Genomic DNA, 15,830 nt, shown 5'->3' on the forward strand with positions numbered 1-15,830 from the left:
CGATGACAGTGGGCATCATAGGGACAGCCGCGCGTCACGTCGCGCGGATCGATGAGTGATGGGAGAGCCGTCCATGCCAAGCCTGCAATCCTTCGCCGAGAGCGCCAACCTCGCCCGCCGCATCGGCGTGGTGCTCGGGTCGTTGCTGCTGACACTGTTCTATTGCCTGCTGGTACTGGGGCGTGCCGCCTGCGGGCGTCTCGACCGCGCGCGCGTGGACGCCTACACCCGCGCCTGGTCCCGCGGCCTGCTGCGCCTGGTGCGGGTGCGCCTGTCGGTGCATGGGCAACTGCCTGACTTCAACGACGGCCGTCGCTACCTGATCCTCTGCAACCATTCCAGCCATTACGACATCCCCGCCAGCTTCGTGGCCCTGCCGGGCTCGATCCGCATGCTGGCGAAGCAGGAACTGTCGCGCCTGCCGTTTCTCGGTGCTGCGATGAAGGCGGCCGAGTTCCCCTTCGTCGACCGGCACCACCGCGACCGTGCCCTGGCCGACCTGCAGCGGGCGCGGCAGATGATGGAGAGCGGCATCGTGCTGTGGGCGGCGCCGGAAGGCACGCGCTCTAAGGATGGCCAGTTGCAGGGCTTCAAGAAGGGCTGCTTCCACCTGGCGCTGGACACCGACGCGGTCATCGTCCCGGTGGCCATCCGCGGTATCCACCAGGTGCTGCCGGCGCGCACCTGGCGCTTCAACCTCGGCCTGCCGGTGTCGCTGCACGTGGGCGAACCTATCGATGCTGCACAGTTCGACGTGGAGCGCCTGGACGAGCTGATGGCACGGACCCACGGGCAGATGCAGGCGCTGCTGCACCCGCAGCCGGCACCTGTGGTTCAGGGCGTGCGCGAGACGGTGCCGGCCTGAGTGCCGACGTTACCGCTCCCTGAAATGAAGAAGCCCGCCGATTGGCGGGCTTTTCGCTGGCAGCGGGGTTCGGTCTCAGTGGATCTTCAGCTTGCCGATGCGGTCGTTGTCCAGGCTGCCGAAGTAAAGGTAGTCGCCCACCGGTTTCACCGAGGTGATCATGCGCAGGTGGGTGCCGCTGGTGTCGTGCAGGCTGCGGATGATCTGGCCGGTCTCGTCGAGGGCGATCACCAGGCCGTACTTCTGCGCCTTGGGCCACAGGGCGCGGGGCAGCTTGGCGATCTGCGCCTTGAGCCAGGGCTGGGTGTGGAGGAAGTCGGCGTCGGCCTTGCGCGGGGAGGGCAGGGCGACCCAGAAGGTGCCCTTGCGGTCGCCCTGGAGGTTGTCCGGTAGGCCCGGCAGGTTGTCGATGAACACATCATGGGTGCCGGCCTTGTCGCCGCTCAGCCAGTAGCGGGTGATGCGGTAGCGGTAGGTCTCGTTGACCAGCACGAAGTCTTCCTTGGCCGAGAGCGCCACGCCGTTGCCGAAGTACAGGTCCTTGAGCAGCACCTCGACCTTGCCGGTGGCCGGGTCGTAGCGCATCAGCCGGCCGTGGGGGCGCGCTTCGAGCAGGTCCAGCAGGTAGTCGGGCTGCTCGAACTTGGCGGAGGCGTCGGTGAAGTAGATGCGCCCGTCGCTGGCGATGTCCAGGTCGTCGGTGAAGCGGAAGGGGCCGCCTTCGGCCTCGGTGGCGAGCACCTTGATCTGGCCCTTGGGGTCGATGCTCAGCAGGCCCTTGTAGGCGTCGCCGACGATCAGGTTGCCCTGGGCGTCGAAGTCCATGCCCAGCGGGCGACCGCCGGTGGTGGCGAAGGTCTCGACCTTGCCGTCGGCGTCGATGCGCACGACGCGGCCGTCATGCAGGCCGGCGTAGACGCGGCCCTGGGCGTCCACGGCGGTGTCCTCGGGGCCGTGGATCTGCCCCTTGGCCAGCAGCTCGGCCTTCATCAGGGTGTCGTTGGGCTCCATCACGCCGGTCATGGGTGGTGCCTTGGGGGCGTCCCAGGCGACGGGGTCGATGGGGCTCTTGGTGATGCCGAGGTAGAGGCCCGCAGCGGCGATGAGCAGGACCAGCAGGCCCAGGAGTTTCTTCATGTCCGATTTCCCTGGAGGAGGGCCCGTCATGGGCCTGGTTATTGTTGGAAGGGCTTTTTAGCAGCCATGGCCCGGCAATGCCAGAAACCCCCTCCGGCTGAATGGTGGGCATGCGGCCTTGTCGCAGTTGACAGCCTTGTAGGGATTTTCGCAGTATCCCGTTCTCGCATTCCCGCACCGAGCTACAGCATGCCCGCCACCTTCGCCTCCCTCGCTTTCGTTCCGGCCCTGCCGGCGCTGGCGTTTGGCGTTGTCGCGGGTAAATCGAAGAAACAGTCGCTCATTTGACCGGGGCGCGCTGTCCCGTCAGATGGGCTGACAGGACAGTGGGCGCGAAGGTCGAAACCTCATCCGCACGAACACTCCCCGCATCCCCTCCGACGGCGACTCTGACGGTCAGCCTGAAGGAGCTTTGCAATGCCTGTGTTTTCTGGAATCTGGGTCGCCCTGGTAACCCCCTTCGCCGATGGCGCCATCGATTTCCCCGCCCTGCGCCGGCTCTCCGCGCACCTGCTGGAGGCGGGCGTCGCCGGCCTGGTGGTGTGCGGCACCACCGGTGAAGCCGCGGCGCTGAGCAAGGCGGAGCAACTCGCGGTGCTCGACGCCCTGCTCGAAACCGTCCCCGGCGAACGCCTGGTGATGGGCCTGGCCGGCAACAACCTGGCGGACGTCCTGGCCCTGCAGCGCGAGGTGCAAAGGCGCCCGGTGGCCGGTCTGCTGGTGCCCGCGCCCTACTACATACGGCCTTCGCAGCCCGGGCTGCTGGCCTGGTTCGGTGCCATCGCCGACGGTGCCGAGGTGCCGGTGATCCTCTACGACATCCCCTACCGCACCGGCGTGCGCCTGGAACTGGAGACCCTGCGCCAGCTGGCCCGGCACCCGCGCATCGTGGCGATCAAGGATTGCGGCGGCGAGATCGACAAGACCCAGGCGCTGATCGCCGACGGCCAGCTCGATGTGCTGGCGGGGGAGGACGCGCAGATCTTCGCCACCCTCTGCCACGGCGGCAGCGGTGCCATCGCGGCTTCCGCGCACATCCATCCCGAGCGCTTCGTGGCCATGGCCGAGCGGGTCGCGGCGGCCGACCTGGAGGGCGCCCGGGCGATCTTCGGCGACCTGCAGCCGCTGATCCACCTGGCCTTCGCCGAGCCCAACCCGGCGCCGGTGAAGAGCCTGCTGGCCCTGCGCGGGCTGATCCGCGACGAACTGCGCGCCCCCATGCAACCCAGCTCGCCGGCCTTGCTGCAGCGCCTGCGCAGCGAGCTGGCCTGAGCCGCAGCCGCCCCGCACGGCACGACCGGGTGGGGCGGAAATGGGGTTGCGATATATACTTCGCGCCTCTGAACCGAGGAGAGCCTTGTGGCCATCGATTTTCACTGGATTCGCGACGACGCCGAACTGGCCTCCCATTGCGCCCGCTGGCGCACCCTCAGCTTCGTGGCCCTGGACACCGAGTTCATGCGGGTCGACACCTTCTACCCGAAGGCCGGCCTGGTGCAGGTGGGTGACGGCGACAGCGCCTGGCTCATCGACCCCCTGCTGATCAAGGACTGGCGTCCCTTCGCCGGGCTGCTCGAAGACCCGGCGGTGACCAAGGTGCTGCACGCCTGCAGCGAGGACCTCGAAGTCTTCCTGCGCCTCACCGGCAGCCTGCCGCTGCCGCTGCTGGACACCCAGCTCGCCGCCGGCTACCTGGGCATCGGCTATTCCATGGGCTACTCGCGCCTGGTCCAGGCGGTGCTCGGCATCGACCTGCCCAAGGACGAGACCCGTTCCGACTGGCTGCAGCGCCCGCTCACCGAGATGCAGGAGCGCTACGCCGCCGAGGACGCCATCCACCTCGCCGAGATCTACCGCATCATCGACGAGCGCCTGGACGCCACCAAGCGTGCCTGGGTGCTGGAAGACGGCGCCGAGCTGGTGGCCAACCTGCGCCGTGAAGTGGACCCGTACGACCTTTACCGCGACGCCAAGCTGGGCTGGAAGCTGTCCCGCCAGCAGCTCGCCGTGCTGCGCGAGCTCTACGCCTGGCGCGACATCGAGGCACGCCGCCGCGACCAGCCGCGCAACCGCATCATCCGCGAGCACGCCCTGTGGCCGCTGGCCAAGTTCCAGCCGGACAACCTCGTCGCCCTGGCCCGTGTCGAGGACATGCATCCGCGCACCGTGCGCCAGGACGGCAACACCCTGCTGAAGATGATCCGCGAAGCGGCCGAGCTGCCCCCCGCCGAGTGGCCCGAGCCGCTGCCCGAGCCGCTGCCGTCCGAGGCCTCCGCACTGCTGAAGAAGCTGCGCGCGATCGGCCAGGCCGAAGCCGAGCGCCTGGGCATGGCGCCCGAGCTCATGCTGCGCAAGAAGCACCTGGAGGCCCTGCTCAAGACGGGCTACCCCACCGGCCCCTACAGCCTGCCCGAGGGCTTCAAGGGCTGGCGCCGTGAACTGATGGGCCAGGCGTTGCTCGATGCCCTGGCCGGAGACCACGCCCCATGAAACGCATCTGCTCCATTTACAAGAGCCCGCGCAAGAACGAGATGTACCTCTACGTCGAGAAGCGCGACGCCCTGACCCGTGTCCCCGAAGCCCTGCTGGCCGCCTTCGGCACGCCGCAGCACGCCTTCGACCTGGTGCTCAGCCCCGAGCGCCAGCTGGCCCGCGAGGACATCGGCAAGGTGCTGGAGAACCTCGAGAAGCAGGGCTACCACCTGCAGATGCCGCCGGCTGAAGAGGAATACATCGAGCACCTGCCCGAAGAACTGCTGCGCATGAACGACCCCCTCTGATGAAGGTCCTCCTCGCCGACGAGAAACACCGTCGCCATGCCGAGCTGCTGCACGCCCTGGCCCCCACGCTGGAGACGGCGGGCAGCGACGATGCGGATGAACTCCACAGCCTCGCGGGCGACTGCCCCGTCTGGCTGGGCAGCCCGGATCGCGTGGTCCCGTTGCTGCGAGCGGGCCTGCGGCCGCAGTGGCTGCAATCCAGCTGGGCCGGCATCACCCCGTTGCTGGCCCAGGACCTTGCGCGTGGCTACCGCCTCACCCGCGCCGTCGGCATCTTCGGCCAGGTGATGGCCGAATACGTACTGACCTACGTCCTCGCCCACGAGCGCCAGTTGCTCTCGCGCCTGGCCAGCCAGGTGGAGCGGCGTTGGGATGCGCGCATGCCCAGCAGCCTGGCCGGGCGCCGGGTGCTGATCGTCGGCGCCGGCGATATCGGCCAGAGCGTCGCGCGCTTCCTCGCGCCGTTCGGTGTCGAGCTGCGCGGCATCGCCCGCGAACCCCGTGCGCTTGCGCCCTTCGCCGAGGTGCTGGGGATGGACGCCCTGGCGGAGCAGGCGGCCTGGGCCGACTACCTGATCAACCTGCTGCCGGACACACCGGCCACCCGCGACGTCTACGACGCCGCGCTGTTCGCCCGCATGCGCCCCGAGGCGCTGTTCATCAACAGCGGGCGCGGTGTCGCGGTGGTAGACGCCGACCTGGTCGCCAGCCTGCAGGCCGGGCACCTGGCCGGTGCGGTGATCGACGTCTGCCGCGAGGAGCCGCTGCCGCCCGCGCACCCGTTCTGGACCGCGCCACGCCTGCTGCTCACCGGCCACAGCTCCGCGCCCACGCTGCCGGAACTGCTGGTGCAGCTGTTCATCGACAACCTCACGCGCTTCCAGGCAGGCCAGCCGCTACGAGGCGAGGTGGATTTCCAGCGCGGCTATTGAGGCCGACTCAGAGGGCCCTGCACGGTGCCGGCTTTCGTGCTCCCGGCAACACCCTTGGTGGATGAAAGGAGCGTCATCCACCCTACGCCCGGCGGCACCTCAGGTTTCAGCACTCGTATCCCGGCACCGATGGTTTTCGTAGGGTGGACCACGCTTCACCGGTCCACCTTTCGTGCTCCCAGGCAGCATCGTTGGTGGATGAAAAGAGCGTCATCCCCCCTTCGCCTGGCGGCATCTCCAGTTTCAGATGGCCGCTTTTGCGGGGCACCGAACCGATCCCGGCACAGATGGCTTGCGTAGGGTGGACCACGCTTCACCGGTCCACCTTTCGTGCTCCCAGGCAGCATCGTTGGTGGATGAAAAGAGCGTCACCCCCCCTACGCCTGCCGGTTGCCCAGGAGCCCTTGGGGTAGCCGTCCTGCGAATGATTTTCCTTACATGGCGCTGCCGGTCGTCCCGTCGTCGGCGGCGCTTGGCCGGCGGGGTTGGCGCGACTAGACTACCGCGCCCCGTTACCCAGTCAGAGCACCATGGCCGCCAAAGTCGAACCCTTCTGGAAGCGCAAGACCCTCGCACAGCTCGATCAGGAGGAGTGGGAATCCCTCTGCGACGGCTGCGGCCTGTGCTGCCTGCAGAAGCTGGAGGACGAGGACGATGGCGCCGTGTACTACACGCGCATCGCCTGCAAGCTGCTCGACCTGAAGACCTGCCGCTGCACCAACTACCCCAAGCGCCGTGACTTCGTGCCCGACTGCATCCAGCTCACCCCGGCCCAGGCCGATGAGTTCCGCTGGCTGCCGCCCACCTGTGGCTATCGCCTGGTGGCCGAGGGCAAGGACCTGCCGCCCTGGCACCCGCTGGTCTGTGGCGACACCGAGGCGGTGCACAACGCCGGCATCTCCCAGTCCGGGCGCATGGTCAGCGAGACCCAGGTGGCCGAGGACGACTGGGAGGACTACATGATCTTTCGTGCGGGCTAGACGGATAGAACGGCCGCTTGCCGAGTCATAGGGAAATCGCTCCGAGGAAGCCCGACATGTCCAACCGCGCCACCCTGCTGCTGTCCGCCGCCACCCTGCTGTTCTGCGCGCCCCTGCTCGCTGCCAAGCGCAGCGATGTCGACTACCGGGTGCGCTTCCTGCCGGACAGCGACCAGGCCGAGGTGCGCCTGGTGCTGGAAAACGGCGAGAAGGTCCGCAGCCTCGCGTTCGACCTCGGCGACAAGGGCTACTACAGCGATTTCAAGGGCGACGGCCAATGGCAGCAGGCCAGCGCCGAGCGCGGCACCTGGACCCCGGCGGAAGGCAAGGCGACCCTCAGCTACAAGGTGCGCATCACCCATCCCCGTGGCGACGGCAAGTTCGATGCGCGCATGACGCCGGACTGGACGCTGCTGCGGGGCGACGACCTGGTGCCGCCTGCGCGCATCGATCTGGTGGACGGCACCGAGCTGGTGTCGCGCATCCAGTTCGAGCTGCCCAAGGGCTGGAGCACGGTGGAGACCGGCTGGTCCCGCGTGGGCAAGAACCGCTTCCGCATCGACAACCCCGAGCGCCTGTTCGACCGCCCCACCGGCTGGATCATCGCCGGCAAGCTCGGCAGCCGCCGCGCCGAACTCGGCAACACTGACGTCACGGTCGCCGCGCCGATGGGGGAGGGCATGCGCCGCATGGATATCCTCACCCTGCTGACCTTCGTCTGGCCCCACGCCCAGGCGGTGTTCCCGCGCGACCCCGGCAAGCTGCTGATCGTCGGTGCCGGCGACCCGATGTGGCGCGGCGGCCTCTCCGCGCCCAACTCCTTCTTCATGCATGCCGACCGCCCCCTGGTCAGCGAGAACGGCACCAGCTCCCTGGTGCACGAACTGGTGCACGTGTTCAGCCGCATCAAGGACACCGACCAGAGCGACTGGATCAGCGAAGGCATCGCCGAGTTCTATGCCATCGAACTGATGCGCCGCGCCGGCGGCCTCAGCGAGGACCGCTACCACAAGGTCCGCGCCAAGCTGCAGCGCTGGAGCCGCAAGGTCGAGAGCCTGCGTGGCGAGCGGTCCACCGGCCCGGTCACCGCACGCGCGGTGCTGCTGCTGCAGGACCTCGACGAGGAGATCCGCAAGGCCAGCAAGGGCGAGCGCTCCCTGGACGACGTCGCCCGCGGCCTGATGCGCCTGGACAAGGTCAGCACCCGCGACTTCGTGGAGATCGCCGAGAACGTCCTCGGCGGCCAGTCCGATGTGCTCGACACGCCGCTGCTGAAGCTGCCCAAGGGGGCCTGACTTCCGGCGCGGGCCCCGGGCTGAAGCCCGGGCTACGCCACGCTGGACGCCATCGCCCCACCTGCGCAACGATGCCGGCTTTGCCCGGAAGCCCGCCCATGCGCCGCCTGCCGTCCCTCACCGCCCTGCGCACCTTCGAGTCAGCCGCCCGCCATGCCCATTTCGGCCGCGCCGCCGCCGAGTTGTGCGTCACCGACAGCGCGGTGAGCCACCAGATCCGCCAGCTGGAGGAGCAGCTTGGCACCGAGCTGTTCGTCCGTGCCGGTCGCCAGGTGCGCCCGACGCCCCAGGCGCGGCGCCTGCTGCACAGCCTGCAACAGGCCTTCGAGCTGATCCTCGATGCCTGCGACGAGCTGCGCGACCCCGGCTCCCAGGCCCAGCTGCGCATCGCCGTCACCGCCGAGCTGGCGCAGAAGTGGCTGGTGGGCCGGCTGGCGGACTTCGGCGAGCGCCACCCGCACATCACCCTGCACCTCTACGAGCAGCCGCTGGAGTCGGCGCTGCCGGGTGAGGAGATCGACCTCGCCATCACCTACGGCACCGGCCCGGGGGATGCCAGCGCCTACTTCGTGCGGCCGCTGCCGGCCCTGCAGTTCTTCCCCGTGTGCAGCCCCGGCCTGTTCAACCAGCTGCCGCTCAAGCACCCGCGTGACCTGGCCCGCCACTGCCTGCTGCATGACGACCAGGACGGCAAGACCTGGAGCGCCTGGCTCAGCGTCCATGCCGGCGACCTGCAGCCGGCGCGGCACCTCTACCTCGGCCACGCCGGGCTGACCCTGGAAGCCGCCGCGCAAGGGCAGGGCGTGGCCATGGGCGACAACCTCACCAGCGCCGAGGACCTGGCCAGCGGCCGCCTGGTGCGCCCCTTCGCTGCCAGCGTGGCATCGCTGGGGCAGTACGCGCTGGTCTGCGAACGGCTGCGCCTGGACAAGCCGGCGGTGGCCCAGTTCGTCGAATGGTTCAGCGATCAGCTGGCCGATAGCTGAATCCAATTCAAGGATTCCGCGATATTCATCATTGGTCGCCGGGGCACCGGCGCGCTTAACGTCAGGGCACATCCAACCCCACTCCGAGGTTTCCCATGGCGCGTTCCCTGACTTCCCTCCCCAAGGCCGACGGCTTCCGCCTGCCCGGCGAATTCGAGCCCAAGGCCGGCTGCTGGCTCGGCTGGCCCGAGCGCACCGATGTCTGGCGCAACGGCGCCAAGCCCGCGCAGAAGGTCTGGGTCGAGATCGTCAGTGCCATCGCCAGCAGCGAGCCGGTCACCGTCTGCGCCTCCGCCACCCAGTACGCCAACGCCCGGCGCATGCTGCCGGCCCAGGTGCGGGTGGTGGAGATGACCTGCAACGACACCTGGTTCCGCGACAGCGGCCCGGCCTTCCTGGTCAATGACCAGAGCGGCGAGGTGCGCGGCGTGGACTTCGAGTTCAACGCCTACGGCGGCCTCGATGGCGGCCTCTACTACCCCTGGGACAAGGACGACCAGATCGCCCAGAAGATCCTCGAGATCGAGAAGCTCGACCGCTACCGCGCGCCCTTCATCGCCGAGATGGGCGGCATCCAGACCGACGGCCAGCGCACCCTGCTGACCACCGAGCAGTGCCTGCTCAACCGCAACCGCAACGCCCACCTGGGCAAGGACGAGATGACCCGGCGGCTGTCCGACTACCTCGGCGCCGAGCAGGTGATCTGGCTGCCGCGCGGCTGCAAGTTCGACGAAACCGATGGCCACATCGACGACCTGGCCTGCTTCGTCCGCCCCGGCGTGGTGGTGATGCAGTGGACCGACGACCGCGACGACCCGCAGTGGGAGATCTACCAGGAGGCCTACGACATCCTGCGCAGCACCCGTGATGCCCGTGGCCGCGCGCTGGAGGTGCACAAGCTGCCGCAGCCCCGCGTGCTCACCTGGACGGCGGAGGAGGCCGCGGGCCTGGACCAGGTGGACGGCACCCACCTGCGCGAGGCGGGTACGCGCATCTGCGCCTCCTACATCAACTACTACGCGGGCAACTCCGCCATCGTCCTGCCGCTGTTCGGCGACGCCCACGACCGGGCGGCCGGTGCGGTGCTCGCCGAGCTGTTCCCCAGGCACCGGATCATCGGCATCGAGAACTCGCGGGAGATCCTCCTGGGGGGCGGCAACGTCGCCTGCATCACCATGCCGCAATACGCCGCCAGCCGGGCTGGCTAGGGAGCCTTCGATGCAACTGCGCACACTGGCGATCGCCCTGGGCCTGGCCCTCGGCACCTGCACGGCCCAGGCGGCGAGCGAGCCGCCCAGGGTCAACCTGTACATCTGGAGCGAGTACCTGGCACCGGACACGCTCTCCCGCTTCGAGGCGAGGACCGGCATCAAGGTGGTGGCCGACCACTTCGACTCCCTGGAAACGGTGGAGACCAAGCTGCTCACCGGCCGCAGCGGCTACGACCTGGTGCTGACCGCCGGCCAGCACCTGCAGCGGGCCATCGCCAGCGGCGCGCTGCAGCCGCTGGACAAGGCCAGGCTGCCGCACTTCCAGGGGCTGGACCCGGAGTTCACCGCGCACATGGCGCGCTTCGACCCGGGCAACCGCTACGCCGGGCTCTATGTCTGGGGCACCACCGGCTTCGGCTACCAGGAGGAGGCCATTCGCACGCGCATGGCCGACGCCCCCACCGACAGCTGGGCGATGCTGATGGACCCGGCGGTGGTCGCGCGCTTCGCCGACTGCGGGGTGAGTTTCCTCAACGACCCCAACGAGGTGTTCGCCGCCGCCTTCCGCTACCTGGGGCTGGACATCAACCGCCAGAGCCTCGACGACCTCAAGCTTGCCGAGGCGCACCTGGCGAAGATCCGTCCGTCGATCCGCTACTTCGACAACGACCGCAACATCAACGACCTGGCCAACGGCAACACCTGCCTGGCGATGTCCTGGAACGGCAACGTGGCCATCGCCGCCGCCCAGGCCGAGCAGGCGCAGAAGCCGTTCAAGCTGCGCTACCGCATCCCGCGGGAGGGCACCCTGATCTGGTTCGACGCCATGGTCATCCCCAGGGACGCACCGCACCCGGACGCCGCCCTGGCGCTGATGGACCACCTGATGACCCCCGAGACCATCGGTGCCATCACCAACAACATCCACTACGCCAACGCGGTGCCGGCGGCGGCGTCCAGCGTCGACCCCGCCATCCTCGCCGACCCGGGCACCTACCCGCCGGCGGCGGTACGCGCCACGCTCTACACCAAGAACGACAACACCAAGGCCTTCAATCGTGCGCTGACCCGCGCCTTCAGCAAGCTGAAGTCCGGCCTCTGAAGCTCCCGCCGCCCGGTTTCCGGCAATCCCGCTGCCGGGCGTCTTGACCGCTTTGCGGTGCTTGCTATCTAATGATATGCATTCTCATTTGGTGGTCCTGGCACGTCGCATCCGGCGGCGTCGCCTGGCCACCTGTCGTCGGGGGCATGCGTGCAGCGAGCGAGTCGAGCGGACGGGAGGCAGCCCCGTGGATGAGCAGTTCCGGGGCTCCATCTCCGGTGCCTACCGCGCCTTCCATGCCGAGCTGCTGAAGTTCCTCGGCAAGCGCCTGGGCAGCCCCGCCGACGCCGCCGACCTGGCCCAGGACGCCTTCACCCAATGGCTGGACTGGCGCGAGCGCGAACAGGTCCACCAGCCTCGCGCCTTCCTCTTCCAGATCGCCCGCAACCTGCTGCGTGACCACTGGCGCCGCCAGCAGGTGCGCGGTGCGCTCGATGGAGAAGCTGAACAGGCGCTGGAGACCCTGGTCGATGAACAGGGAGCGAGCCCCTTGGAACGGGTAGAACACCATCAGCGCTTGCGCCTCCTGGCCTCGGCACTGGATGATCTGTCGCCGCGCCGGCGCGAGGCCTTCGTCCTGCACAAGTTCGACGGCCTGTCCCAGGCGGAAGTGGCCGCGCGCATGGGGATTTCCCTGAGCATGGTGGAAAAGCACATCGCCTGTGCCCTGCTGCACTGCAAGCAACGCGTGCAGGGCGAGGTCCAGGCGGACGGACAATGAACACGAGCCCCCGGATGGATTCCCGACCCTCGATCGACGAACAGGCCGCCACCTGGTACGCCCGCCGCAGCAGCGGGCAGTTCAGCGCGGAGCAGGAAGCCGAGCTGCAGGCCTGGCTCGCCGCCAGCCCGGCGCATGCCAGGGCCTTCGCCGACATGCAGCTGATCTGGGCCGACTTCGATCGCGTGCCACGGCCCGTGCTCGCCACGCCGCTGGTCCGGCCCGAGCCCCGTGGCCGCCGCACGTTGCCGCGTGCCATGGCGGCTTCGTTCGTGCTGCTCTGCGCCGCCCTGGCCACCTCGCAGAACTGGTTCGCCCGCGCGCCCGGCGTCGACCTGCAATTGAGCAGCGCCCGGGGCGAGCAGCGCCAGGTGGAGCTGGCCGACGGCTCGCGCATCGACCTCAACGTCGACACCCGCCTGCACGTGCGCCTCTACGACGACCACCGCGAAGTGGAGCTGCTCCAGGGCGAGGCCTTCTTCGCCGTCGCCCGTGATGAACGACGCCCGTTCGTGGTGATGGCCGGGGAGGGCAGCGTGCGCGTGCTCGGCACCCGCTTCAGCGTTCGCCGTGGCGGCGAGCGCCTGGATGTGGCGGTGGAGAGCGGCAAGGTCGCGGTGAGCCCGGAGGCCGGCGGCAGTCACCGTGCCGAACTGGGTGCCGGCGACAGTGCCGACTTCGATTACCGCACGCGCCACCTGGAGCTCGGCCACCGCAGCCCCGAGGAAATCGCCAGCTGGCGGCGTGGGCAGTTGATCTTCCGTGATCGCCCGCTGGCCCAGTTGGTGGACGAGCTCTCCCACTACCGAAACGCGCCCGTGGGCCTGGCCGATGCCAGCCTCGCCGAGCGCCGGGTTTCCGGCAGCCTGAACATCGGCAAGCCGGATGCCTTCCTCGCCGCGTTGCCGCAACTGCTGCCGGTGCGCGTCGAGTACCTGGCCGACGGAACGGCCCTGATCCACCCGCGCTGACCCCGGGGATTGCCCCGGAATCCTGGCGCAGGGTGCTTCGATGCAAGTGAAAATATTTTTCATTTGCATATGCGGGTTTTGCCGAGCGCTGCGTCTTCCTGATGTCCGCCTCATGCAAGGGCGGTTTTGCAGTACTTGGGGAGATTTGGATGAACACCCGTAGCACCCGTTTCGCGCTGCGCCGTCTCGTTGCCGGCGGCGCCCTGGCCACCTTCCTGCTCAGCGGCAGCGCCCTGGCCCAGGACCACGACTTCAACCTGCCGGCCCAGTCCATGGCCAGCGCGCTGACCGCCCTGGCCCAGCAGAGCCAGCTGCAGATTCTCTTCGACGAGTCGCAACTGCGAGACCTGCGCGCCCCGGCCCTGGCCGGCCGCTACAGCGCCCGCGCTGCACTGCAACGGTTGCTGGCCGGCTCCGGGCTGGAGCTGGTGGAGGCGGGGGACGGGTTCGTGATCCGTCGCGTTGCCAGTGCCGGCCAGGCCGCCGCCGATGACAACGTTCTGGAACTGGGCAGCACCAACATCATGGGCAGCGCCATCGATTCCAGCTCGGTAGGGCGTTCGGTCCTGACCCAGGAAGACATCGACCGCAAGCAGGCGGACAACATCGCCGAACTGCTGGACACCCTGCCGGGCGTCAGCTCCAGCGGCTCGCCCCGCCCTGGCGGCCAGACCCTGAACATCTGGGGCATGGGCGATGTGGAAGACGTCAAGGTCATCCTCGACGGCGCGCCCAAGGGCTTCGAGAAGTACCGCCAGGGTTCGGTGTTCATCGAGCCGGAACTGATCAAGAACGTCGAGGTGGACAAGGGCCCCCACAGCACCCTGTACGGCAACGGCGGTTTCGGCGGCGTGATCAAGGTGGACACCAAGGACCCCGCCGACCTGCTGAAGGAGGGCGAGAACGCCGGTGCCTTCCTCAAGTACGGCTACCACACCAACGACCGCCAGGAGATCTACAGCGGCGCGGTGTACGGGCAGACCACCGACAGGATGTTCGATGGCCTGCTGTTCCTCACCGGGCGTGAGGGCGACAACATCAAGCGCCCTGACGGCACGCGCTTCGTCTACTCCGAAAACAGCCTCGACGCCTTCCTGTTCAAGAGCAACTTCCGTCCCAACGACGAGCATGTCTTCACCCTGTCGGCCATGCAGTCCGGCAGCGAGGCCTGGGAGCCCTTCGCCGCCAAGCGTGATGAGATGGCTGCCCCCACCGCAGCGGAGATCGCCCGCTATGGCCTGGACGGCGCCTGGAAACGCAAGCTGGTGAACCGTGACCAGGACGACGAGAACTACTCGCTGAAGTGGAACTACACGCCGCTGGACAACCCGTTGGTGAATGTCACCGCCAGCTATGCCTATTCCAGGACCGACCAGCATGACAAGCGGCCGGCCAACGCGTCTGCGGGGTTCGCGTCTTCGCTGGGCAACGAGAGCTGGGTCAACTACACCGACCGGCTGGCGGAGCTGAAGAACGAAAGCCGCTTCGATACGGGGCTGCTGTCCCACGTCGCCACCGTAGGGGTGCAATGGCACGGGCATGATCGCGACACGCTGATGAAGGACCTCAGCAAGCTGACCGACAGGACCTACAACTACGGCCTCTACCAGCCTTACTACATGCCGTCCGGCGAGCAGGAAACCCGCAGTGGCTATCTGCAGGACGCCATCACCCTCGGTTCCGTGACCATCACCCCGGCACTGCGTTACGACCATGTCTACAGCCGTGGCGAGCCCAGCCTGGCGCCGCGCTACAACAGCCCGGACCCCGCCGTGGGGCACGACTACAGCAGCGTCACCTACAGTGGCTGGTCGCCGCGCCTGGGGCTGTTCTGGACCGCCACCGACAACCTGGCGTTCTTCGCCGACTACAGCAAGACCTGGCGCGCCCCTCTGATCGACGAACTGTACGAGGTGCAGAGCGCGGCGAGCAGTGTGCCCGCCACCAGTCGCAACCTGGACCCGGAGCGCATCACCGGGGTACGCCTGGGCAGCATCTTCAATCTCGACAGGTTGCTGGTGGACGGTGACAACCTGCAGATCCGCACCACGCTGTTCCGCAACCGTGGCAAGGACGAGATCTTCAAGCGCACCGGCGTCTACTGCCTTGCCAGCGTGACCGGCGGCAACAGTGCCTGCCAGGGGCCGTTGGCCAACAACCGCAACCTGCCCGGCTACACCATCGAGGGGGTCGAGGTCGAATCCTTCTACGACAGCTCGCGCATCTTCGGCAGCCTGTCGGTGTCCTACATCCGCGGCAAGCGCGACGCCTCGCCGCGCAACCCCTGGGGCCCGGAAACCTGGCTTTCGGACATCCCTCCGCGCAAGGCGGTGGCCACCCTGGGCGTGAAGGTGCCGGAGATCGACATGGCCATGGGCTGGACCGGCAACTTCGTGCGCAAGCAGGACCGCTCGCCGGTGGATGACGATCCGCTCGCTTCGGGCTGGAGCCTGCCGGAAACCCAGGGCTACGCCCTGCACGGCCTGTTCGCCACCTGGCAGCCGAAGTACATCAAGGGATTCGAGGCGCGGCTGGCGGTGGACAACCTGTTCAACCGCGAGTACTACCCCTACCTCGGCGAGGCCGTCTCCGGCGTGGGCCGCAACATCAAGTTCAGCGTCTCGCAATTCTTCTGAGGCGCCTTCCAGGGCATCCCCATGTTCGTGGGGATGCCCGCTCCCTTCGGCGCTTCGGGTTGCACCCGATCTGCGCGCCCACCATCACTGCACAGCACGCCCCGTAGGAGCGAGCTCTGCTCGCGAAGCTCGGGTCCTCGCACAGGAGCTGTGAGCTGAGGCGCAATGCCGGGTTGCACCCAACCTACAGCCGCATTGGCACCATAGGGCGGGT

General features: G+C 68.2%; 14 protein-coding genes. 13 read left to right on the top strand and 1 reads right to left on the bottom strand.

Translation table 11 applies throughout. From position 1 onward, the window contains the following. The first annotated feature begins 73 nt into the window (after positions 1–73). Entirely contained in the window at positions 74–865 is a 792-nt protein-coding gene (locus tag DMX10_RS16490; protein ID WP_111262074.1) for a 1-acyl-sn-glycerol-3-phosphate acyltransferase, read from the top strand. 75 nt (positions 866–940) lie between these two features. Here DMX10_RS16490 and DMX10_RS16495 read toward each other — a convergent pair whose 3' ends face one another. Next, a complete protein-coding gene (locus DMX10_RS16495) occupies positions 941–2,002 on the bottom strand; it encodes an SMP-30/gluconolactonase/LRE family protein (protein WP_111262075.1) in 1,062 nt (353 codons plus the stop codon). A gap of 417 nt (positions 2,003–2,419) precedes the next feature. On the opposite strand from DMX10_RS16495, the gene dapA reads away from it, so the two are divergent. The 12 genes from dapA (at position 2,420) to DMX10_RS16555 (ending at position 15,616) form a co-directional block, all read left to right on the top strand. Continuing rightward, complete coding sequence (gene dapA / locus DMX10_RS16500) at positions 2,420–3,274, top strand: 4-hydroxy-tetrahydrodipicolinate synthase (protein ID WP_111262076.1); 855 nt, start codon at positions 2,420–2,422, stop codon at positions 3,272–3,274. A gap of 87 nt (positions 3,275–3,361) precedes the next feature. Beyond that, the gene (gene rnd, locus DMX10_RS16505) at positions 3,362–4,492 is read left to right on the top strand and encodes a ribonuclease D (RefSeq protein WP_111262077.1); all 1,131 of its coding nucleotides are present in this window, start codon (positions 3,362–3,364) and stop codon (positions 4,490–4,492) included. Further along, a complete protein-coding gene (locus DMX10_RS16510; protein WP_111262078.1) occupies positions 4,489–4,782 on the top strand; it encodes a YcgL domain-containing protein in 294 nt (97 codons plus the stop codon). The genes rnd and DMX10_RS16510 overlap by 4 nt, the downstream gene beginning before the upstream one ends. Continuing rightward, positions 4,782–5,714 (top strand): D-2-hydroxyacid dehydrogenase, encoded by a 933-nt coding sequence (locus tag DMX10_RS16515; RefSeq protein ID WP_111262079.1) that lies wholly within the window; start codon positions 4,782–4,784, stop codon positions 5,712–5,714. The genes DMX10_RS16510 and DMX10_RS16515 overlap by 1 nt, the downstream gene beginning before the upstream one ends. Positions 5,715–6,244: 530 nt before the next feature. Continuing rightward, on the top strand, positions 6,245–6,694 hold the full coding sequence (locus tag DMX10_RS16520; RefSeq protein WP_111262080.1) for a YcgN family cysteine cluster protein: 450 nt from the start codon (positions 6,245–6,247) through the stop codon (positions 6,692–6,694). Positions 6,695–6,750: 56 nt separating this feature from the next. Further along, the gene (locus tag DMX10_RS16525) at positions 6,751–7,989 is read left to right on the top strand and encodes a hypothetical protein (protein ID WP_236205716.1); all 1,239 of its coding nucleotides are present in this window, start codon (positions 6,751–6,753) and stop codon (positions 7,987–7,989) included. A gap of 98 nt (positions 7,990–8,087) precedes the next feature. Continuing rightward, positions 8,088–8,975 (top strand): LysR substrate-binding domain-containing protein, encoded by an 888-nt coding sequence (locus tag DMX10_RS16530; RefSeq protein ID WP_111262081.1) that lies wholly within the window; start codon positions 8,088–8,090, stop codon positions 8,973–8,975. 95 nt (positions 8,976–9,070) lie between these two features. Further along, a complete protein-coding gene (gene aguA / locus DMX10_RS16535) occupies positions 9,071–10,183 on the top strand; it encodes an agmatine deiminase (protein WP_111262082.1) in 1,113 nt (370 codons plus the stop codon). Positions 10,184–10,193: 10 nt separating this feature from the next. Further along, a complete protein-coding gene (locus DMX10_RS16540; protein WP_111262083.1) occupies positions 10,194–11,288 on the top strand; it encodes an extracellular solute-binding protein in 1,095 nt (364 codons plus the stop codon). A 187-nt stretch (positions 11,289–11,475) separates the two neighbouring features. Further along, on the top strand, positions 11,476–12,009 hold the full coding sequence (locus DMX10_RS16545) for a sigma-70 family RNA polymerase sigma factor (RefSeq protein ID WP_111262084.1): 534 nt from the start codon (positions 11,476–11,478) through the stop codon (positions 12,007–12,009). A gap of 14 nt (positions 12,010–12,023) precedes the next feature. Then, the gene (locus DMX10_RS16550) at positions 12,024–12,980 is read left to right on the top strand and encodes a FecR family protein (RefSeq protein ID WP_178082967.1); all 957 of its coding nucleotides are present in this window, start codon (positions 12,024–12,026) and stop codon (positions 12,978–12,980) included. Positions 12,981–13,129: 149 nt separating this feature from the next. Beyond that, positions 13,130–15,616: a TonB-dependent receptor gene (locus tag DMX10_RS16555; RefSeq protein ID WP_256604825.1), complete on the top strand. Its 2,487-nt coding sequence runs from the start codon at positions 13,130–13,132 to the stop codon at positions 15,614–15,616. The last annotated feature ends 214 nt before the right edge of the window (positions 15,617–15,830 follow it).

The sequence above is a fragment of the Pseudomonas sp. 57B-090624 genome (assembly GCF_003234055.1).
GTDB classification, from domain to species: Bacteria; Pseudomonadota; Gammaproteobacteria; order Pseudomonadales; family Pseudomonadaceae; genus Metapseudomonas; species Metapseudomonas tohonis.